This is a genomic window from Bacteroides oleiciplenus YIT 12058 (assembly GCF_000315485.1).
Lineage (GTDB): Bacteria > Bacteroidota > Bacteroidia > Bacteroidales > Bacteroidaceae > Bacteroides > Bacteroides oleiciplenus.
In genome coordinates, this window is the sequence record NZ_JH992944.1 from 354,896 (window position 1) to 375,887 (window position 20,992).

Annotated in this window: 17 protein-coding genes and 1 tRNA gene; 6 read left to right on the plus strand and 12 right to left on the minus strand. The window is 41.9% G+C overall.

The features are described from left to right. Window positions 1-499 precede the first annotated feature (499 nt). A complete protein-coding gene (locus tag HMPREF9447_RS21085) occupies window positions 500-988 on the plus strand; it encodes a hypothetical protein (protein WP_009131818.1) in 489 nt (162 codons plus the stop codon). Window positions 989-1,460: 472 nt separating this feature from the next. Here HMPREF9447_RS21085 and HMPREF9447_RS21090 read toward each other — a convergent pair whose 3' ends face one another. From HMPREF9447_RS21090 to HMPREF9447_RS21115, 6 genes are all read right to left on the minus strand, one after another. Beyond that, window positions 1,461-1,781: a HigA family addiction module antitoxin gene (locus HMPREF9447_RS21090; RefSeq protein WP_009131819.1), complete on the minus strand. Its 321-nt coding sequence runs from the start codon at window positions 1,779-1,781 to the stop codon at window positions 1,461-1,463. A gap of 5 nt (window positions 1,782-1,786) precedes the next feature. Then, on the minus strand, window positions 1,787-2,107 hold the full coding sequence (locus tag HMPREF9447_RS21095) for a type II toxin-antitoxin system RelE/ParE family toxin (protein ID WP_024986866.1): 321 nt from the start codon (window positions 2,105-2,107) through the stop codon (window positions 1,787-1,789). 203 nt (window positions 2,108-2,310) lie between these two features. Continuing rightward, window positions 2,311-3,405, minus strand: a complete 1,095-nt coding sequence (locus tag HMPREF9447_RS21100) for a hypothetical protein (RefSeq protein WP_244267653.1) — start codon at window positions 3,403-3,405, stop codon at window positions 2,311-2,313. An 894-nt stretch (window positions 3,406-4,299) separates the two neighbouring features. Then, a complete protein-coding gene (locus tag HMPREF9447_RS21105; protein ID WP_009131822.1) occupies window positions 4,300-5,202 on the minus strand; it encodes a phage/plasmid replication domain-containing protein in 903 nt (300 codons plus the stop codon). Then, window positions 5,195-6,022, minus strand: a complete 828-nt coding sequence (locus HMPREF9447_RS21110; protein ID WP_009131823.1) for a helix-turn-helix transcriptional regulator — start codon at window positions 6,020-6,022, stop codon at window positions 5,195-5,197. The genes HMPREF9447_RS21105 and HMPREF9447_RS21110 overlap by 8 nt, the downstream gene beginning before the upstream one ends. Window positions 6,023-6,024: 2 nt before the next feature. Continuing rightward, on the minus strand, window positions 6,025-7,269 hold the full coding sequence (locus tag HMPREF9447_RS21115; protein WP_009131824.1) for a site-specific integrase: 1,245 nt from the start codon (window positions 7,267-7,269) through the stop codon (window positions 6,025-6,027). Between the two features lie 563 nt (window positions 7,270-7,832). Between HMPREF9447_RS21115 and HMPREF9447_RS21120 the strand changes: the two genes are divergently transcribed. Continuing rightward, a tRNA-Pro gene (locus HMPREF9447_RS21120) sits at window positions 7,833-7,906 on the plus strand. A gap of 58 nt (window positions 7,907-7,964) precedes the next feature. Here the strand turns inward: HMPREF9447_RS21120 and HMPREF9447_RS21125 are convergent. Further along, window positions 7,965-8,816, minus strand: coding sequence for a GNAT family N-acetyltransferase (locus HMPREF9447_RS21125; RefSeq protein WP_009131825.1), 852 nt, complete (start codon window positions 8,814-8,816; stop codon window positions 7,965-7,967). A gap of 145 nt (window positions 8,817-8,961) precedes the next feature. On the opposite strand from HMPREF9447_RS21125, the gene HMPREF9447_RS21130 reads away from it, so the two are divergent. Together HMPREF9447_RS21130 and HMPREF9447_RS21135 are read left to right on the plus strand one after the other, a co-directional pair. Further along, a complete protein-coding gene (locus HMPREF9447_RS21130; RefSeq protein WP_009131826.1) occupies window positions 8,962-12,162 on the plus strand; it encodes a S41 family peptidase in 3,201 nt (1,066 codons plus the stop codon). 83 nt (window positions 12,163-12,245) lie between these two features. Then, window positions 12,246-13,844, plus strand: a complete 1,599-nt coding sequence (locus HMPREF9447_RS21135; protein WP_009131827.1) for an aspartate:alanine exchanger family transporter — start codon at window positions 12,246-12,248, stop codon at window positions 13,842-13,844. A 130-nt stretch (window positions 13,845-13,974) separates the two neighbouring features. On the opposite strand, the gene HMPREF9447_RS21140 is transcribed toward HMPREF9447_RS21135, so the two are convergent. Then, entirely contained in the window at window positions 13,975-15,390 is a 1,416-nt protein-coding gene (locus HMPREF9447_RS21140; protein WP_009131828.1) for an LruC domain-containing protein, read from the minus strand. 500 nt (window positions 15,391-15,890) lie between these two features. Here HMPREF9447_RS21140 and HMPREF9447_RS21145 point away from each other — a divergent pair, with 500 nt between their 5' ends. Further along, entirely contained in the window at window positions 15,891-17,135 is a 1,245-nt protein-coding gene (locus HMPREF9447_RS21145) for a nitroreductase family protein (protein ID WP_009131829.1), read from the plus strand. A gap of 5 nt (window positions 17,136-17,140) precedes the next feature. Here HMPREF9447_RS21145 and HMPREF9447_RS21150 read toward each other — a convergent pair whose 3' ends face one another. The 3 genes from HMPREF9447_RS21150 to HMPREF9447_RS21160 form a co-directional block, all read right to left on the minus strand. After that, window positions 17,141-17,530: a DUF2721 domain-containing protein gene (locus HMPREF9447_RS21150; RefSeq protein ID WP_009131830.1), complete on the minus strand. Its 390-nt coding sequence runs from the start codon at window positions 17,528-17,530 to the stop codon at window positions 17,141-17,143. An 11-nt stretch (window positions 17,531-17,541) separates the two neighbouring features. Further along, window positions 17,542-18,522, minus strand: a complete 981-nt coding sequence (locus tag HMPREF9447_RS21155; RefSeq protein WP_009131831.1) for a glycoside hydrolase family 43 protein — start codon at window positions 18,520-18,522, stop codon at window positions 17,542-17,544. Window positions 18,523-18,719: 197 nt separating this feature from the next. After that, window positions 18,720-19,157, minus strand: coding sequence for a cupin domain-containing protein (locus tag HMPREF9447_RS21160; RefSeq protein WP_009131832.1), 438 nt, complete (start codon window positions 19,155-19,157; stop codon window positions 18,720-18,722). Between the two features lie 236 nt (window positions 19,158-19,393). Here HMPREF9447_RS21160 and HMPREF9447_RS21165 point away from each other — a divergent pair, with 236 nt between their 5' ends. Then, on the plus strand, window positions 19,394-19,786 hold the full coding sequence (locus tag HMPREF9447_RS21165; protein ID WP_009131833.1) for an A1S_2505 family phage non-structural protein: 393 nt from the start codon (window positions 19,394-19,396) through the stop codon (window positions 19,784-19,786). Here HMPREF9447_RS21165 and HMPREF9447_RS21170 read toward each other — a convergent pair. Then, a complete protein-coding gene (locus tag HMPREF9447_RS21170) occupies window positions 19,753-20,964 on the minus strand; it encodes a multidrug effflux MFS transporter (protein ID WP_009131834.1) in 1,212 nt (403 codons plus the stop codon). The genes HMPREF9447_RS21165 and HMPREF9447_RS21170 overlap by 34 nt on opposite strands. Window positions 20,965-20,992: the final 28 nt, after the last annotated feature.

The window sequence follows — 20,992 nt, forward strand, 5'->3', positions numbered from 1 at the left end:
GGGGGGAGGTGGTAGGTGAAACAATAAAATACCTATAAATCACAAGGCTAAGGAATTCTTTCTCACCTACCACCCCGCCCTAAAGGGCACCCCTCCTCCAACTGGAGGAGGGGAGTTAAGATAGTCCGCCTAATTAATTGAGATACTCAGTAAATCATCATTTCATTCAAAACCGCTACAAACATGAAGTAATCAGACAACAAATCTAATTTCTTCCCCCTTTTACATTGCCGCTTCATTTTTTATCGTACCTTTGTGATGTCGAATATTTTTTTACCATGCAGCAGGGAAACCTGCCAAGAAACCGTGGCGGGCATTTTTATGCCCGTTCGCGACACTCCTATATGGCGGTCCCTGCACCCCCATGGGGAGTGTTAATGCACCTCCAACAGCTGCGTGGTAGATGTTCGACAATGGGACAGGCGGGGATTGCCTCTTTTTTCTTTTTCTTCTCCTCTCCCATAAATCGAATTATTCACCTTTTAAAACTTAATGATTTATGGAAAACAACACTCAAATGGTAGCCGTTCAGGAATTACCCAATGCCGCAATGCACCCACGCACAGACTTCCCATCAGAAGACGCAATGAAATTGTATTATTTGCAATTAGCCAACATCATGAATGTAAATTATGCAGACGGGAATTCAGAATACCTGAGTATGAAATGCCTATATCGTAAACTAAGACAATTCATCCATACTCTGCAACTAATAGGTACACACGAATGGGGACAGGGCATTGCCGAAATACAAAACGCCAGTGGAGCCTACATGATGCAAAATAACACTCCTCCCAAAATCCTTCTGCAAAATAACCGGGAAATCGGTCTGCATCTGCAATTCGTGATGCAACTAGCAGGAAACGTGGGTTTTCTGAAGCAATTGGAAGGTATCTTACACTATCACTTCCAAAACATAGAAACTCTATTAAGAAGTCTGAAAGAAGAAGTTGACCATAATGACGCACTTACTTCGTATATAAAATAGACCTTAATCCTCTCTGACAAATAAAAAAGGAACGTTGACTCTTCATATTTGAGATGCGTTCCTTTTTCTATTATTCATCACAAGGTAAAGAAAATCATCACCTTACAGAGTACTAAACAAGGTAATAACAAAAGATACACATCAACCAATAATATTATGTACAAACAAAAATCAACCAAATTATTTGCTATTTCAAAATAAAGCACTACTTTTGCATCCGCAATTCGGGATGTAGCTCAGCCCGGTAGAGTACGCGTCTGGGGGTATTGAATAAGATAACCGATAATAATTTTATAGAACAATATAAATCAAGGAGTTAAGTTATTACTTAGCTCCTTATTTTTTACCTGCGAATATCCTACGAATAAGGTTTTCGGGAAACTTGGCTTAATTAATCCTATTATTGCGGTCTGTTAGGTGTAGTTTGCATTGTTGCATTGAAGAGTTTACAGGTGCGCTTTGTGTATCCACTTTAAAATACGGCTGCTATCTTCTTTATATTATTCAACTTTTCAAGCAAAGAATTATTCTTTCGTGCCACTTGTATATTATAGTCTGTTTGCATTCTTACCAGCAAATCGGCATTGATACCTAAAGCCGCCTCTAAGAGCAAAGCAAACTCAGTGGTTATTGGTCGTTTTGCATTTAACGTCTCATTTAAAGCGGAATAAGACAAACCAAACTTCTTTGCAAAGTCCTTTTGTTTTATGCCTCTGCATTCCAATTCTTCCTTAACCAGTTCTCCCGGATGGTAGGGACGGAATGATTGTAAATTGTTCGCTGTTATACTCATAGTTCCTATTTATAATGATTCGTAATATCTACCAAAGAACATATTTCTACAACTGTTTGATTGCCTGCATTGGTAATTTCCCGAAATTCCAACCTATATTGGTCATTGATACGCAAAGAGGAAATCCCTTTTTTATCACCTTTCAACTTTTCATAGTTCAAAGCTCTATATTGATATAAATCTTCCATTCGGGAAGCATTCAATAGAGCCTTAACACACTTCAAATAGCCATTGATAATTTGAGGCTGAAATCGATGTTTCTTATCATCGGTCTTTCCTTTTTCGTAAAGTTCTACCAAATACTCTTTTTCAAATTCTACATTCATGCATTTGTTCTTTGATAATACAAAGGTAACATATAATTGTAAAATTCGCAATATTAGTGAATTATTTCTTATCAATGCACTAAGGGGCATTAATTCTTTTACTCTTCTATTAGGAACAAACCCATTATAACAAACAGGGTAGGACAACTATTGCCCTACCCCTATCTTAAACGCTCCGTTAGAAGCCTCATTATTACCAATTGCTATTTGTATATAGAATAAACCTCAACAGGTTCGTGCACTTTAAGAACACCTGTCCCCACTCTTTTATAGCTCAAATAAACAAGTCTGTTATCCAGTGTTTCCCAGTACAAAGAATATTGCCCTATTTTAGTTATACTTGCTTCTATCACCTTTTTCATGTCCTCGATAGGAGTAAATTGATTAGGTGCAGCATAACTTACCTTGGCATTTTCAAAATAAGAAAATCCATGCTTATCGTATATAACCTTACCACGATGCTCCTTTATATTTAGCTCGGGATGAAATGTCATACTAAAAAACACTTTACCGTTAATCACCTTTGCTGTCTTCCCCTCCATACTTGACGGTTTATAGTCTATTTTACCATGTAACTGTTCATTTTGTAGCTCATCGTTCAAAACAGCTTCATCTTTTTGAATAACCACGACCTGTTTATTGGTATCAATAACAGCAACATAAGTATGAAAAGAGTAAGGCTCTAAATTAAATGATTTAACCTCCCCATCATTGTCGAAGAACTCTTTAACGACTTGTTGTTTTAGACTGTCTTGTAGGTGAGCGACAGCATACGGATAAAGTTCTTCGAGTTTATTTCGGGCTGCATTTTCTAAATCTTGTTTAGCAACCTTTTCTTCTATCCTTTTACGTCTTTCGGGGATATCTTTTATTGGATAGACAGACAAACTCCCCGAGCCACTTATATGTACCTCAATTAATTTATCCTCTTCAAACGTTTCATTTTGTACCTGCCCATAGTTATTGAGAAAACGACTTAGCTTTGTAGAACTCATTACAACAGCCTCCGTCATGTTTCCGATTTCAAAGCCTGTATAAACATATCTTCCATCATCCATGCCTTTATAACTGAGGCTTAACGAATATTTTACATAGCCATATCTAAACTCTATTCCATAGGAGTTTTTCTTTTCCGAATAACTAATTTCAAGTGTATTACCACCGTATATCGGTTTACCCGTATAAGGATTAGAGCACAGATAATCGGGGTATTCAAATGCCTTAACAGAAGTGGATTTTTGAGCATAAGCAGAAAGAACCATTATTACACTCATCAGAAACAGCAAAGTCCTTTTCATAATACTGTGATTTGCTCCCCACAGCCTCGATAGGAAAGGTTTATATAAAAAGATAGCGTGAGGCTGTTAGAATTATCTGTTTTAGAGGCTCTGGTAAACCCGTGGTACAAGATAAAACGACACCCCACGCCAAGCCATATATATCACTGATATATACAAGATTAGCATGAACGTTTGTATCGTCTATCCCCGTACCACATGAAATTTTACCAGAATTTCTAAAACGGGATAAAGCTAAACGCTTCCTTTAATTAATATGTCACTGACAAGTCTTTAACCTGTTAGCGGGACAAATATAGCTAAATTCCAGCGTTCTACAAACGTTTTTCGGGTGTCATGGAACAAATTTACTCAATTATTGATAGTGCACAAGATTTTATAGGAGGAAGTCCGATGAGGCTGTTGCATTTCAGGATGTCTAATCTTTTATGGATGCCTCGAAATAACCTCATCACTATATCCACACTCCAACTATACCTTACTATTCCATTATATTTCATCTGTTTTTTGGTGATATACGATATTTTCACTCCCCATATTGCAAGACCTCTATAATGCTATACACTATTATCACATAGGCTCATCACTATGTAGTGAAGATAGACGAGCCCTAAATCCTCTTTGATTATGACCTGCATTATTTCTATCGACTGTACCTTAACAGCTTCATCACGTTAAGAAATCACACGACCTCGTATTAGAGCGTATAAGCCATTATTGTATTCCGCCGAATACTTTTATTGTGTTTGATAAGTTTTTGGCTATGCGCCACCAATAGAGGATAAATAAACAAAATTCGACCTGATTAGATAATTAAAAGGATAGGGACAAACGTCGAAGACGGTTGGCATCTGTGCTTTTAATTATTGTCAGGTCGAATTTTATCAGACGTTCTCAATATACCTCAGTACATTCTATCATCTTTAAATCAATTTCTTTAACCAAGTCTTCCGGCTCTGAACCATATTCTTTCAACAGTTTTACAGCCTCTCTTTTCACCCTTGCTGTATTCCTATCTCCTTTTTCTCCACATGCTTCAATCAGTTTAGGAATGTTCTGCCTCCGGCTCATCTCTTTTAAACACCATAGCAACAGACCTTTTACTGTCATTTCAAACTTCGGTTTCATAACACCAGTCTTTATAATAGCTTCATACTTGAAGAACCACTCCGCAACCAGTTCACAACATACATCGCTCGTTTCTCCATATAGTTCCTTAGCTTTTATCTTACGTCCAAAATAATGCGTCAGCCAGTCACGATAAAATCGTATTTCGTACCTCATAATGTTTGTACGTAGGAGTTCATCGGTCAGATACGGGTCATTATGTTTTTCAGCCTCAGCTATTTTATCGTAAATACATAGTTTACACCAGTTTTGCTCATAATAAAGAGTACCACGACGAATAACCCTGTCGTACTTACTCAATATACCAAAGGAAGGATAATAACTTCGTGGTTCATTGTCCACCTCAATATTTGCAGCAATGTCAATACGTGTTACGACAGCCTCCTGCAATGGCAAACCCAGTTCACGGCTGAGCTGGTCAATGATTAAACCAGGCTCAGAACGTGAAAGAGTAACCAAATTACTACCATAGTAGTATTTAGGAAGACTGCCCTCAATACGAACAAAGGTGGGCTCAACATAGACCCTAAGATTTTTATAAGTGCCCATGATACGATACTCATTACTTTTTTTGAGGTCGACATTGATTTGAGAACCTACCATAGCCATTAGGTCAACATGACCTTTAATAGCCTTTGATTGGAGTGTTAGACAAAGTGTGTCAATCATGTTTTTTGAACTTTTTTGGGTTATTATACAAAGTAGAAGACTTGGCAGCCAACTCGGTTTCCATTCGTTTTATAAATTCGTCCTTGGTTTCCTGCTTTCGGGCTGTCAGCCATTTTACGATTTCATCACGCTTAAATACAAGTTTACGTCCATTGGTACCGGAACGATGACAGGGTATCTCACGGGTGCGAGTCCACTTATAAATAGTGTCTTTCGCATAGTTTGTCAGCTCACAACAAAGTTCAATGCCAAACACTTCGGGATAATCTTCTATCCGTTTTGGTGGTCTATTGGCAGTCTGCTGTTCGTTTTCAACCGTAGTCGGCACTACTCCCAACATACTACAAATAACTTCCCGTAATGACCTTATTTGAGCCAAAGCGTAATACTCCCATTGCATCCTTAGAAACTCCATATCGTGGAACAGCCATGCACTTTCTATTGCATCACGATGATATTCATTGATAAAACCATGCTTTGCTATTGCTTCATATAGGAAGTCTGCAACCAAACCTATTTTACCCTCTTTATGCAAATACTCTTCCTCATTATAGACCTCTTCCAAGTCTCTGTTATCCATATTTAGTTTACCTTGACGGGCAGCAACTAATTTTTCTTCATAGGTAGAAATAAAATAGTTATCCCGCCATTGGTTTATAGCGTCATCGACTTCATTTAAAGCCTGTTGCAGCTTTGCTTTATTGCCTTTTGTCAGTCTCTTTATATAGGTGCGCAGCCATTCTTTATGCGCAGTACGGGCTTCCCCTTTGAGCGATTTGTCTATCAAACCGCCCAAAGGCATATTAGTTGTCATATACATAATTACAGGATTTTAGCGACTCTATCTAATACACTTGTTGAAAAACTATCAAGATATACGTTTGTCGTTGTCAGATTACGATGCCCCAACGCTTGGCTGATAATCTCACGGGGCACTTCATTACCTTGCAAGGTCATAGCCATCGTATGCCGGCTGACATAGGTAGTAAGGTTCATACGAATATGAAGTAACTTTCCCAATTGCTTTAAACCGTCATTAATACGTTTATAGCGGGAACGGATATGGTCATACAACTGCTCGCCCTCATAATCCCTTGTAACTATTGGCAGCAAATAGCCGCCTACTAAAATCGTATTTACTTTAAACCACTCCAACTGTTCCTTTATAGCTGGTGTTACAGGTATTTTTATAGGTTTGGCATCTTTGGCATTCTGCGTTTTTTGTCTCTTATAAATGATATGTTCCCCTGTTTCCAACATTTCAATATTAGAGTTTTTCAACATTGCCTCATCCACGAAACTCATACCGAAACAATAATAGGAAAATAAAAACAGCCTACGGGAAAGTTCCAAAGTCGGGTTCTGCTGAGGCGAGTTTTTTATCAGCTCCAAATCTTGAGGTAACAAATACCTCTTTGCTGTTTCTTCTGCAAGCCTGTTGATTTCAAAACCACCTTTGCCAAACGGATAGGTGCTTGATGAGGCTTCACGTTCCTTTATTGCCTTGTTAATGACTGCCCTCAATGTTTTTAGGTAGTATTTACGGGTGTTTCCACAACATCCGTCTTTTTCCATTTCCAAGTTGAACCAGCTAATGTACTTTACATCCAATTCAGAGAACAGACGCTCTTTTATTTTAGCGTCATATTTACCTAACATATGCAAGGTGCGTTCATAGACCTTACCATTCCCGATATGTTTGGTAGCCTTTAAGTTTTCGACCTGTTTTATAAAATAGTCGTAAACTTTTCCTTGCTTTGACATACCAAGAAACTCCTCCTCGAACTGGTTAAGCGTCCAGTCCACCCGTTCCTCTGTAAACTTTCGCAGGATTGCGTCTTTTCGGACTTCGTAATGATTTAGCAGCGCATTGTAATTTTCGTGGTTAGGGTTAACACGCTTGTCACTTTTAAATCGGGACGCTTCCTCGTTCCACTGCCCCTCCACTGCGGACAACTGCAAATCGATGTACTTAGTTTTATTACCCTTTGCTACTCTTAAACAAACGGGGCAGCTCCCGTCTTTTCTAATGTTGCTCTTAAAGAGCGTGATTTTCATCTTTGCCATGGTTTTCATTTTTTAGTTATATGGCCGACGAAATTATTTTAGCTTCATACAGTGAATGAATGTATTTTTTAGTTTTGTCAATACACCGAGCATTACCGGATGAAGGTTAGAACCCACTCCCTGAGTTCAATGCAAAGATAGATAATTTCGATGATTAAAACTACATCATTGCAAGGGCTCAACAAGGAAGGTCACTTAAAACATTGCGAAATTGGGACAGACTTTAACTTAGATTAACCTTGCAAACTACTTGCATTTCACCTTTTTCGTCCTTTATTGCGATTACGGTTCGATTAAGGTTTGATTAAGGTTTTGGAATGAATTAATGCTGTTTACCACTACCGGAAAGCCCATTTTGCATACCTCTGCATAGATGTGGGATGCAAGATTACTTAAAAGAAAGACTTTTTTATATTTAGAATAGCAGTCTAACAACTAATTTTACACCTTTACAAGTCGCTAATAATAAATGAAATACGCCAGAATAGATAATTTGGGTACAACAAAAAACAGGCTATTTATTTGCTATTTAAAAATAAAGCACTACATTTGCACCCGCAATTCGGGATGTAGCTCAGCCCGGTAGAGTACGCGTCTGGGGGGCGTGTGGTCGCAAGTTCGAATCTTGTCATCCCGACTACCGATAAAGCATTGATAATCGAAAGATTATCGATGCTTTTTGCTTTTATATATGCTCATATTTCCCTTATCATCTCAAACTGTTTCCCCTTCACATCTATATTTTTTGCTTTCAGAAAACCGGTAATTGAAGTGCACGAGATTTCTGTATTTACAACTTTAATGGATTCGTACCTATTCAATTCAAGCATCTCCCGAAGCAATAATGAAGCTATTCCTTTTCTTCGATAGGTTTTATCAACCGCCAACTGGGTGACATCGCCGGAACCGGGATCGAAGACACAATAACCAACGAGATTTTCGCCAGTAAACACTCCCAAACTGATAAAGTCCCCGGGTATCCGCCCGATTGCTTCAAGATTATTCTGCCAGGAAGGTTTGAAATCCCAGAAGTTGGAGATAGAATCATATTCATGGATAGTGACAGGCCGGAGCACGTAAGGAAAATCAATCATTTTCAGTTCATTCCTTACTGCACTATTCTCCTGTACAAAGTAATTAAACTCACGAGTCACCTCGAAACCGAGTTTTCTGTAAACAGAAACTGCACCTGTGTTATGCTGCAACACTTCCAGCAGATATTGACGGATACCTGCTGCCTTTAAATGTGGAATAGCATACTCAAAGATACGGGTAGCCAGTCCCTTTCCCCTATGCTCTTTCAGAGTTCCCGTCCCAGTGTCATAAGCTGTCTTCACTCCGTAAAAATCTCCAATGCCGTTACAAGTGAAAGAAACTATCTCACCCTGACTGAATGCACCAAAAGAGAAAGCAAAATCAAAGCCACGGCGCTTCAACATTGTCTGGAGTTGGGCTTTGCTTTGTTGCACCTCATAATCAGCAAAAGCCTGATTGAATGCTTTAAATAAAGTGTCGAAGTTCGTTTTACCAAGAGAGTTTATTTCCATATCGCTGCAATTAAAGGAGTGAACATAGAATCATATACCTGCAAAGATATAAAAAGTAAAGATAAACTTAAATATCAGACTATGCTTTTTGTATATTTACAAGCTAATTGCGTATCTTTGCATAAACACACATCAGAATATACTTATGAAAAAAATTCTTGCTTACATTGCCCTTAGTTTTACAGCAATAACCGGTTATGCAGCTACTCCTCTTTGGATGCGCGACTTACAAATCTCACCGGATGGAACGGAAATTGCATTTTGCTATAAAGGAGACATTTACAAGGTGCCCGCTAAGGGCGGAACGGCTACACAGCTCACCACCCAGGACTCTTACGAGTGCACTCCTATATGGTCGCCGGATGGCAAGCAGATAGCTTTTGCCAGCGATAGAAACGGAAACTTCGACATCTTCGTGATGTCGGCAAATGGTGGAGCCGCCCAACGACTGACCACCCACTCCACCAACGAACTGCCGTCTACCTTTACTCCGGACGGCAAATATATCTTATTTTCGGCATCTATCCAGGACCCGGCAACCAGTGCCCTCTTTCCCACAGCCTCAATGACCGAGCTTTACAAAGTCCCCATAGCAGGCGGGCGCACATTACAAGTGCTGGGAACACCTGCCGAAGCTGTCTGTTTCGACAAGTCCAGCAGCCGTTTCCTCTATCAAGACCGCAAGGGAGGTGAAAATGAATGGAGAAAGCACCACACCTCTTCCATCACCCGGGACGTATGGATGTGTGATGTAAAAACAGGCATACACACCAACCTTACCTGTCATGCGGGCGAAGACCGCAACCCTGTATTAGCACCGGATGGAGAAACCGTATACTTCCTGAGTGAGCGTGACGGCGGTTCATTCAATGTATATGCCTTCCCGCTCTCCCAGCCGCAATCGGTGAAAGCAGTCACTTCCTTCAAAACTCACCCCATACGTTTCCTTTCCATGAGCAACGACGGCACATTGTGCTATGGATATGACGGAGAGATTTACACTCAGCAAGCGGGTTCCACTCCCCGGAAGATAAGTGTAAAAATCATACGCGACGACCAGCCGCAAATAGTCAACCTGAAATATTCCGATAAAGCAACCTCAGCTACAGTGTCATCGGATGGAAAACAGATTGCTTTCATTGTGCGAGGCGAAGTATTCGTTACATCGGCAGACTATGCCACCACCAAACAAATCACTCACACAGCAGCGCGCGAAAGTAATCTTTCATTCTCCCCGGACAACCGGACACTGGCTTATGATAGCGAACGCAACGGAAATCTACAGATTTATCTGGCAAAAATAACCAGGGAAGAAGATCCTAACTTCCCCAATGCAACGCTGATAAAGGAAGAACCGTTGCTGCCCTCCACTACCATAGAGCGTAGCCACCCGCAATTCTCTCCCGATGGCAAAGAGCTTGCTTTCATTGAGGAGCGCAATCGCCTGATGGTATTCAACCTGGAAACCAAGAAACTACGCCGCATTACCGATGGTTCCACCTGGTATAGCACCGGTGGTGGATTTGATTATGCATGGTCTCCGGACGGCAAGTGGTTTACTCTTGAATTTACAGGAAACAAACACGATCCCTACTCGGATATAGGTCTTGTAAGTGCGCAAGGCAATAGTGAAATAATCAACCTGACCAATAGCGGATATAACAGCGGTTCACCCTGCTTTGTGCTTGACGGCAATGCTATACTTTTTGTAACCGAACGCTACGGTATGCGCGCGCATGCCTCATGGGGTTCGCTGGACGACGCCATGCTGGTATTCCTCAATCAAGATGCCTACGACAAGTTCAGTCTGAGCAAAGAAGACTATGAACTGTACAAAGAAGCCAATGCCGACCGGGAAAAGACAGAAGAGAAAGACAGCAATAAGGTGAAAGATATTGTAGTAGAGTTGAAAAACATAGAAGACCGCATCGTGCGTCTGACCCCTAATTCTTCTGATATGGGCAGCACCGTTCTTTCCAAAGATGGCAAAACCCTCTACTACCTGGCAAGTACAAAAGGCGGGCGCAACCTATGGAAAATGGACCTGCGCAAACAAGAAACCAAGTTACTCCACAAGATAGACGCCGGATCGGCATCCATGGAAATGGATAAAGAAGGGAAGGCTCTTTTCATTCTGAACGGAAAAAACATGCAGAAGATGAATCTGACTTCCAATGAACTAAAACCTATTAAATACCTTGCCCAGATGAAACTGGATCTGGCGGCTGAACGTGAATACATGTTCGACCATGTGTATAAACAGCAACAGAAGCGATTCTACAACACCAACATGCACGGTGTGAACTGGGATGCCATGTCGGCAGCCTATCGCAAGTTCCTGCCGCACATCAATAATAATTATGACTTCTCGGAAGTATTGAGTGAATGGTTGGGCGAACTGAATGTGTCTCACACCGGCGGACGTTTCTATCCGGACGGGCAAAGCGAGCCGACAGCCAGCATGGGATTACTTTTTGACTGGAACTATCAGGATAAGGGTATGCTCATTGCCGAAGTCATAGAAAAAGGGCCATTCGACAAAGCCGATACCAAGGTGAAAGCAGGCACTATTATTGAAAAGATTGACGGTACGGAAATCACTCCCGAAACGGACTATTACACGCTGCTCAATGATAAAGCTAAAAAGAAAACACTCGTTTCACTATATGACGCCAAAACCAAAGAGCGTTGGGAAGAGGTGGTAATCCCCATCAAAGACAGCGAACTAAACCAACTGCTCTACGAACGCTGGGTGAAACAGCGTGCGGCAGATGTTGACAAATGGTCAGGTGGACGTCTGGGATATGTACACATTAAGTCGATGGGCGATGATAGTTTCCGTTCCATCTACTCGGACATTTTGGGAAAATACAATAATCGTGAAGGTATCGTGATAGACACGCGCTTCAATGGCGGCGGACGCCTGCACGAAGATATAGAAATACTGTTCAGCGGCGAGAAGTATTTTACGCAAGTGGTTCGGGGCCGCGAGTCCTGTGATATGCCCAGCCGCCGCTGGAACAAGCCTTCCATTATGCTGATGTGCGAAGCCAACTACTCTAATGCACACGGCACGCCGTGGGTATACAGTCATCAGAAGTTAGGTAAACTGGTAGGCATGCCGGTTCCAGGCACCATGACCAGTGTATCATGGGAGCGCCTGCAAGACCCGACATTGGTATTTGGTATTCCCGTAGTTGGTTATCGTCTTCCTGATGGTAGTTATCTGGAAAACACGCAGTTGGAACCGGACGTGAAGGTTGCCAATTCACCCGAAACAATCGTAAAAGGGGAGGATGCACAACTAAAAGCGGCGGTAGAGGAGTTATTGAAACAAGTACATTAGATAGTGATTATTAAGAAGCCAGGTTATGAACTTGGCTTCTTTTTCCTTACCTTTGCGCGAAATATAACAAATCATCTAAATTCATGTTTACTGACCTACTGAATTCCTCTTATTTCGCACTCTTCCTTATTGTTGCATTAGGCTTCATGTTGGGAAAAATCAAAATCAAAGGATTATCGCTGGACGTTTCAGCCGTCATCTTCATCGCTCTGCTATTCGGACATTTCGGCGTAGTTATTCCTAAAGAATTAGGAAACTTCGGATTAGTTCTTTTTATTTTCACCATCGGTATCCAGGCCGGACCCGGCTTCTTCGACTCATTCCGGAGCAAGGGGAAAACGCTAATCATAATCACCATGCTGATTATCTGTTCGGCTTCGCTGACAGCGGTCGGACTAAAGTATCTCTTTGATATTGACACGCCAAGCGTAGTGGGCCTGATAGCCGGTGCATTGACCAGTACGCCGGGACTTGCCGTAGCCATCGACAGTACAAACTCGCCGTTAGCATCCATTTCTTATGGTATCGCATATCCGTTCGGTGTGATTGGCGTTATCCTGTTTGTGAAGCTGCTACCCCGAATCATGCGCATTGACCTGGACAAAGAAGCCCGCCGCCTGGAAAAAGAGCGTCGTGGACAATTCCCCGAACTGACCACCTGTATTTATCGCGTTACCAATCCTGCCGTATTTGATCGCAGCCTCATGCAAATCAATGCGCGTGCCATGACCGGAGCTGTCATTTCGCGCCACAAACAAGGAGAACAGATTTCTATCCCAACAGCACAAACCGTGCTTCACGAAAATGACTACATACAGGCAGTGGGCAGTGAAGAAGCGCTGAACCAACTTGCCGTCTTAGTAGGTAAGCGAGAAGAAGGTGAATTACCATTAGTAGATACACAGGAAATCGAGTCGCTATTGCTGACTAAGAAAGACATGATTAACAAACAGTTGGGAGACCTGAATCTGATGAAGAACTTCAATTGTACAGTGACCCGTGTCCGCCGAAGCGGTATCGACTTATCTCCATCACCTGATTTGACTTTGAAGTTCGGTGATAAACTAATGGTGGTAGGAGAAAAAGAAGGTCTTAAAGGGCTGGCACGCCTACTGGGAAACAATGCCAAAAAGTTGTCGGATACGGATTTCTTTCCTATTGCAATGGGTATTGTATTAGGTGTGCTATTCGGTAAGTTGAATATCACTTTCCCCGGTGGTTTGTCATTCTCTCCGGGACTAACGGGCGGTATTCTGATGGTAGCTTTATTCTTAAGTGCGATTGGAAAAACAGGCCCTATCCTGTGGTCCATGTCCGGTCCGGCCAATCAATTGTTGAGGCAACTGGGGCTTTTACTTTTCCTTGCCGAAGTCGGCACTTCAGCAGGTACCAATCTTGTGGCAACATTTCAGGAAAGTGGTTGGCTACTGTTCGGGGTAGGTGCTGCAATAACGGTGGTGCCGATGCTGGTGGCTGTTTTTGCCGGACTGTTTATATTCAAAATCAGTATTCTAGACCTGTTAGGTACCATTACCGGCGGCATGACCAGTACGCCGGGGCTTGCTGCTGCCGACTCCATGACTGACAGCAATATTCCAAGCGTAGCCTATGCCACAGTTTATCCTATCGCAATGGTATTCCTCATCCTGTTTATACAGATAATCGCATCTGCGGTATATTGATAAAGTCATCTGCCCCTCCTCTCCTATAGGGTAAATATGATAAATGAGAATAGGTTTCCGCCAGCAAATTAATGGCAGAAATCTATTCTCATTTTCAATGCAAAAAACTAATTATTTATGTAAAAATGGCTTATTCCATATAGACCTTGTCGTCATTTCTTGTCCCTTTATACCAATCATGATATGAGGTACATCCGCTATCAACCCACTTTGTATACATAGGATAAGCTTCATCAATCCTGATAGTTTCCAAACACCACTTAAAGTCAGGTGACGGAATCTCAAGTACATTGGGGAAGTCAGCGTCGTATTTATTATAAGAATTAAGGTCGAATGTAGCCTTCCCGTTATTCAGCATAGGAATGTACGCGTCAGCCTTTGGCAAAGTGATCTGGATAACTTCCGTTTCTACTTTGGAAGCACCTGCACGTACGTTCATATATCCACTCAGCCCCTCAACATATATCTTACCATTGATGCCGAAGCTGTTAGTGAATGACGCACCCGTTGCCATCACCTGAATATGAGCTCTTGCTTCATTGCTACCAGAAATTTCTTCAATGTGAAATCTCACTACAACATCATTAAAGTCATAATCTCCCTGATTCGGGTAGTTATCTTCAAACAACCACATTCCCTGCCACGTAATGCTACCGGGCGGCAGTTCCGGGGTAGGTATCTCATTCTCAGGTGTCAGTGCCGGATTGGATTCGATAAGGCACAACAGGTCATTATAGTCTTGGTCGAACCATCCATCCGGAAGCTGGTCTTCCATACCCAATGTCTGATATTCCTTATCACCAAACTTCAATGTTCTGATAACTCCTGACGTAAGCAGTATTCCATTATATTTTTCATTGAATCTCGGAGTCGAATAGCGATATACCCCAGGAGAGTACGAACAAGCAAAACCAATCTTACAGTCAGTGAAAGTACCAAGTTTCACTTTAGTTCCGATAGTCTGTTTCCCGTCAAATACAGGCGTAAGGTCCTGAATTTCAGCATCAGCATCTGTATAGGTATAATAATATAAACTGTTATTAAGATGAGCACCACCATTGCCTACATAGGTCACCCAAACTTCAGTCTCCTCACTTCCTACCATCAAATCAGAACATACCGTATACGTATCGCTCGGTGTGTTTCTGACGCCTTCGGGATAATAATTGTTTATGGCAGTAATCAGCGCGTCAGAGAGTTCACCCTCTGCTTTCGTAACAGCTTTATTTACAACGACATCCCCCTTACTATAGGTAGACATCTGGCCATTCATCAACAGATATAATTTATCTGTTGCTTTAGGAATTCTGACACTTTTCTCAAATGGAGCATAATCTATCAGAATGGGCTCTCCCACCAAATGCCCATCAACATAAGGGTCGCCGGCATACAGTAGGCAACGGGTGTTTTCCGTAGTATTAACACGTACAGTTATTTCATCCACTAAGGAGAAGTCTTTTCCGGGCTCCGGTTCCTGATAAGAATTCTTCACCTCACATGAGAATAACGTAAAAACACTAACCAATAATAATAATAATTTCTTCATACCTTCTTTATAAAATGAACATATCACCTGTTAGTCACGGAATAAATCTACAACTTTTTATTCTAATATACAAATTATCATCTAATAATTCAAAAGATGAAGTTTCCATCCAGAATAAGTACATCTTTATACCATTTCTTAACGAAACAAGAAATATATCAACATTAGTAATACAGTATTCAGAACTGATAAGAAGTGAATGAAATGTTTTTCCGTCAATTTGTTTGAATTTCCTACCTGTCAAGCAGCAGAATGCAACTATTTGATTATAAGCGTATATAAATAAGCCTTATCTCGGTCGTATACTTAGGGTACCTCAGTCGTATACTGAGATGCCCTAAGTATACGACTGAGGTACCCTAAATATACGACCCGGAGTTAATATTTACTTTTCGTAAAAAAATAAATAAAGCAAAATCACCCTATCACTTTTCCGCATGTGCTTGCTATTTTCAATAGAATTCTTCTAAATTTGCAAGCAATATAAATAGCAACTAAATATGAAAGCATCAAAAGCCCAATCTATTATTAGCCTGATAACCTGCTTTTTCCTAATTCTAGCGGTAACTATCTGCAAAGAAAATAAGTTCCGGAACATACTCTCAGAAAATGAAAATACAACGGAAAAACAAGGTGGGAACACAGGGATACTGCGACAGGCTGATGATGGGGTACAAATAATATCTACCCGGCAAATTGCCGGTGACATCAATGGATACGGTGGAAGCGTCCCACTCGAAATCTATATGAAGGACAACCGCATCATCAAAGTGGTGGCTCTGGAAAACTCTGAAACACCCAGTTACTTTGCCAAAGTGCGGAACAGCAACCTGCTGCAACAATGGGATAATCTGTCACCAGAAGAAGCACTCAACAAAGAGGTGGACGGCATATCCGGTGCCACAGAGTCTGCCGCCGCCATTATCCAGTCCGTACAGAAGGCGATGGAATATGCTGAAGCACATTCATTGGAAGAGACAGATGCTTCTTTCAGTTTCGACTGGATACTCTTCCTGGGACTACTGGCAGGAATTGCAGTGTGTACCCTCGCTATCACATATTTCTCCAAGCAACAACCCAGAGCACAAACCATGCAGTATGTGCTGAACTTTTTCAATCTGGCTTTGGTTATAGTAGTGACTGCTTTATCCATCCAGCCGAAAAATAATCAAGTAATTAATAAGGAGGAACCTATTATGACACAGGATAATAAATCTACCGTTCTTGAAAGTATTCATGCAAGAACCAGCATCCGCTCTTATCTCCCCAAGGAGGTGGAAGAAGAGAAAGTGGAACAATTACTTAGGGCCGCTATGGCTGCGCCTACGGCAACCAATAAACAGCCCTGGGCCTTCATTGTCATTAAAGAAAAGGAAGTATTGAACGAACTGGGTTCTACCCTTCCCTATGCCAAGATGGCTAAAGAGGCACCTTTAGCAATCGTTGTATGCGGAGACCTGACAAAAGCTATCAGTGGTGCGGGTAGTGATTATTGGGTACAGGATGCTTCTGCCGCTACTGAAAACTTATTGTTGGCAGCACAAGGATTGGGGTTGGGTGCTGTGTGGACAGGGGTTTATCCCATAAAAGAACGCGTGAAAGAGGTTCAGAAGATTTTGCATCTGCCCGAATATATCATTCCGCTGAATGTAGTTCCTGTAGGCTATCCGGCCGAGAACCCGCTTCCAAAGGATAAATGGAAACCGGAGAATGTGCATTATAATCGCTGGAAAGAGATTCGATAGGTAGACTATTCGTCCATATCATTCAGATGTATTTCCAATGCTTTGACCGAAATATAAATCTCATATACAGAGATAGCCAAAGAAATAATCAACAGCACCATCGCCAGACCAAAGATATATATCGACACTAAATAAAGTTGTATATAGATAAAAAACATGCTGACTACACACAGCAACAAACTCCCCGTCCCCGTCACCTGCATGGCACGTGTCAGGTAAAGGCGTTTCCGTAGATTAGCAATCTGAGCAGCGGTAACTGACGAATGATTGGCACGATACTGCTCCTTCAACGCACGCACTAATTGGGCATACGACATGAAACGATTAGTATATGCCAGCATAATCAAAGAAATGGCTGAGAATAACAGAGCCGGAGTAGTCAGATCTATTTCCATATGTTTTATTCTTATTTCAGAGGATTGCTTTCCACACCCTCAAAAGTTATCTTAACTGGATTGATATATCCGTCCTCATCAAAAGTCATTTCATCGATACAAGTTGCACGATGGTCTCCGTGTGTCTCCGTCAACGGACGGCGATGGTAAATGATATAGTATTTATCAGATTTCGGTTCATGAATCACGGAGTGATGTCCCGCTCCGGTAGCAATCTCCGGATCTTGTTGTAGTATCTTGCCGATACGTTCAAAGGGGCCAAAAGGATTATCTGCAATAGCGTAAGCTACTGAGTAGTCGGGACCACCCCAGCCACCTTCCGACCACATGAAGTAGTATTTTCCATCACGGATAAACATGAAAGGACCTTCCGTATAATTTTCCGGCGTAACCTCCTTGTAATAAGTCCCGTCTTCAAAAGGTAACAGTCCAGTAAAGTCATCATTCAGTTTAACAACGTTGCATCTTCCCCAACCTCCATAATACATATAATATGAACCATCTTTATCCTGGAAAACGAACTGGTCAATCGGCTGGGCACGATTATAAATCTTATCTATGAGCGGACGGCCTAAATAATCCTGATAGGGACCTTCCGGACGGTCGGCCACACCAATACCGATGCCACCGTACTCATCATCATTCTGAATATCATTTCCTCCGAAAAACAGGAAATACTTATTATCCTTCTTCACGACTGCGGGAGCCCACATGGCACGCCACACCCATTTCACTGCTGTATTGTCAATGATACGTTCATGCTTCGTCCAATTCACCAAGTCGGTTGAGGAGAAAGCATCCATAAATATCTGCTTCTCATACTCATCAGAGTAGGTGGGAAATATCCAATATTCATTGTCCAGAATCATACCTTCAGGGTCGGCATACCAGCCTTCAAAAAGAGGATTACCTGACATTTGGACCGGTTGCTTCACGCTACAGGACTGGAGTATCGACATCGCAAAAATGAATAATAAATAATAAGTTTTCATCTATCTGATATTTTTATGGATAAAGTCATGAATTTCATTACACTCACATATTTCCCACAAAATAAAAGAAAAAAAATGGAAGGATATAATTTTGCTTAATAAAATGCACAATGCCCAAAGCAAAACTTCATCCTGCTTTTACAAGATAAAATTCTGCTTCAGGCATGAAGGGGTTCTTAAAGCGGAAGACAGAAAGCCTATTTCTTGTCATAAATACCGTTAGAGAATTTGCCGTAAGCCATCACCTGATTGGTATCCGGAAAGTGCACAATCTCCGGCACATTGTTGGTATCAAAGTCAAGATAGACGAGCTTCTCCGTATCCGACCCATTACGCATGACGTGCGCACCTTCCGGTCCGGCAGGGAAGGTTATGGCATCTCCGGCCTTCACGGTTACATCTCCATTGATGGTACGCACAATACCTGTACCACTGATGATGTAGAACACTTCCTCATCCGTTTCATGATAATGATAGCCATAGGCAAAGTTACCCGGTTCCACCTCCACAAAGTTAACACGGCACTGGGTTACGTCTTCTTGCGCAACAATCGGTTTCACTGTAAATTCATTGCCACCTTGACTGAATTTCTGACCTTCGACAGTCTTGTAATTCTTTACTGTAAGCTCTTTCATTGTCCTTTTGTTTTTAAATTGTTTATAAAATAGTTGTATTCATCAGTTTTTTCACTAACTTCGCAATGCGGTCAGTGACTTATCGACGATGCAAAGCTATGCACTATTTTACTTTAAAACAAGAAGTTACAAATAAGTAAGATAGTTACCTGAAGGTTACTTTTGCTGAAAAGCAAGAGATTAAAAATGAAGAAAAAAGAAAAATAATCAAGTGGAACCTAATACTAACTAAAGATATGGAAACAAGAATTACCTCAAACCGTATTACGGAACTAAAGCCGAACGAGATATTCGTCTTCGGCAGTAATCTGGAAGGCGCTCACGGTGGCGGAGCCGCTTATCTGGCCTGGAAGAAATGGGGAGCTATCTGGGGACAAGGAACAGGACTACAAGGACAGACTTACGCCATCCCTACCATGCACGGTGGTCCGGAAAGCATCAAACCTTATGTTGATCAATTCATCGGATTCGCCAAAGAACATGCAGAATACGTTTTCCTCGTCACAGAAATAGGATGCGGCATTGCCGGATTTGCCCCGAAAGAGATTGCCCCCTTATTTAAAGAAGCGATAAATGTGCCCAACATTCATCTGCCTCAACGTTTCTGGGATGTAATGAACGCCAAGTGAAACCTAACTTTCAACCGCCTTCTGCCCAACGCAAATAATATGCCGAAAAGGGAACAAGCTGAGCATATTACGAATATGATCCCGGTGGAAACCAAGATATTCCCAATGCCCACCAAGGGAGAAACAATGCCGCCGAACGAGAAACAGACAGCTCCCAGCAATGCAGAAGCTGTCCCGGCATTAGTGCGCTCACACTCCATAGCCAACGCGGTTGAGGTCGTGAAAGTCATTCCCATCATAAACAGCACTGCCAGCAGCAACAGTTCGTATACCCAGAAGCTACACCCTAAAGCCAATGCAGCACATTCCAATACAGAGAAAACAAGCATGCCCATACACCCTATCAGCGTCCCGTTTTCCGGTCGGCGGAACTTCACGGAAAATGCAGCCGCAGTACCGATGGCAATGGCATTAATACTGAAACATACGCTGAAAGCAAAAGGGGAATAACCGTAATGTTGCTGAATAATGAAAGGAGACGAAGCTATATAGGCAAACAACACTCCTTGCGCAAACGCCAGTTGCAACACGTAGCAAATATATTGTTTATTGCGAAGAACCAGCTTGAAACTATTGAAAGTATCCGCCCATTTCGTCACCAGCCGATTCTCTGCGGGAAGCGACTCCCGGAAGCGCATGCAACCTGCCAGGAGGAGCATGCCCAATACAAGCAGAATACCGAAAATCCCCTGCCAGCCGATAGCTTCCGTAAATAATCCTCCAATGATAGGGGCTACTACCGGGGCAATACCGTTGATGGCACCGATAACTGCCAGCATCTTTGCCAATTCCCTACCCGAAAACTTGTCCGTAGCAATGGAACGGGCTATGACGATGCCTCCTGCACCGGCAACACCTTGTATCAGACGGAAAGTAACAAATTGATGGATGTTTTGCGCAAATAAGCAGAGAACTGTTGAAACAATGAATAGCCACATGGCAACCTGTAACGGTATACGTCTGCCATACCGGTCGCTCAAGGGACCGAAGAATATTTGACCGACTGCCAGTCCAATCATGCTGGTGGTCAATCCTAACTGGACCATTGAAGAACTCGTATTGAAATATTCTCCCATAGCCGGCAGACTGGGCAAATACATATCTGTGACAAACGGCCCGAAGGCTGTCAACATACCTAATAAAATAAGAATGAACAGTTTTGAATTATCTTTTCCCATATAATTATCTTTTATTAGTGTGTTCAGG

Bases quoted from the DNA above. Each gene is read 5' to 3' on its own strand.
- HMPREF9447_RS21085 (WP_009131818.1), top strand. From the start codon at position 500: ATGGAAAACAACACTCAAATGGTAGCCGTTCAGGAATTACCCAATGCC.
- HMPREF9447_RS21095 (WP_024986866.1), bottom strand. From the start codon at position 2,107: ATGAATGTAGAATTTGAAAAAGAGTATTTGGTAGAACTTTACGAAAAA.
- HMPREF9447_RS21160 (WP_009131832.1), bottom strand. From the start codon at position 19,157: ATGAAAGAGCTTACAGTAAAGAATTACAAGACTGTCGAAGGTCAGAAA.
- HMPREF9447_RS21140 (WP_009131828.1), bottom strand. From the start codon at position 15,390: ATGAAGAAATTATTATTATTATTGGTTAGTGTTTTTACGTTATTCTCA.
- HMPREF9447_RS21090 (WP_009131819.1), bottom strand. From the start codon at position 1,781: ATGAGTATAACAGCGAACAATTTACAATCATTCCGTCCCTACCATCCG.
- HMPREF9447_RS21145 (WP_009131829.1), top strand. From the start codon at position 15,891: ATGAAAGCATCAAAAGCCCAATCTATTATTAGCCTGATAACCTGCTTT.
- HMPREF9447_RS21135 (WP_009131827.1), top strand. From the start codon at position 12,246: ATGTTTACTGACCTACTGAATTCCTCTTATTTCGCACTCTTCCTTATT.
- HMPREF9447_RS21155 (WP_009131831.1), bottom strand. From the start codon at position 18,522: ATGAAAACTTATTATTTATTATTCATTTTTGCGATGTCGATACTCCAG.
- HMPREF9447_RS21105 (WP_009131822.1), bottom strand. From the start codon at position 5,202: ATGATTGACACACTTTGTCTAACACTCCAATCAAAGGCTATTAAAGGT.
- HMPREF9447_RS21170 (WP_009131834.1), bottom strand. From the start codon at position 20,964: ATGGGAAAAGATAATTCAAAACTGTTCATTCTTATTTTATTAGGTATG.
- HMPREF9447_RS21130 (WP_009131826.1), top strand. From the start codon at position 8,962: ATGAAAAAAATTCTTGCTTACATTGCCCTTAGTTTTACAGCAATAACC.
- HMPREF9447_RS21125 (WP_009131825.1), bottom strand. From the start codon at position 8,816: ATGGAAATAAACTCTCTTGGTAAAACGAACTTCGACACTTTATTTAAA.
- HMPREF9447_RS21150 (WP_009131830.1), bottom strand. From the start codon at position 17,530: ATGGAAATAGATCTGACTACTCCGGCTCTGTTATTCTCAGCCATTTCT.
- HMPREF9447_RS21100 (WP_244267653.1), bottom strand. From the start codon at position 3,405: ATGAAAAGGACTTTGCTGTTTCTGATGAGTGTAATAATGGTTCTTTCT.
- HMPREF9447_RS21110 (WP_009131823.1), bottom strand. From the start codon at position 6,022: ATGTATATGACAACTAATATGCCTTTGGGCGGTTTGATAGACAAATCG.
- HMPREF9447_RS21165 (WP_009131833.1), top strand. From the start codon at position 19,394: ATGGAAACAAGAATTACCTCAAACCGTATTACGGAACTAAAGCCGAAC.
- HMPREF9447_RS21115 (WP_009131824.1), bottom strand. From the start codon at position 7,269: ATGGCAAAGATGAAAATCACGCTCTTTAAGAGCAACATTAGAAAAGAC.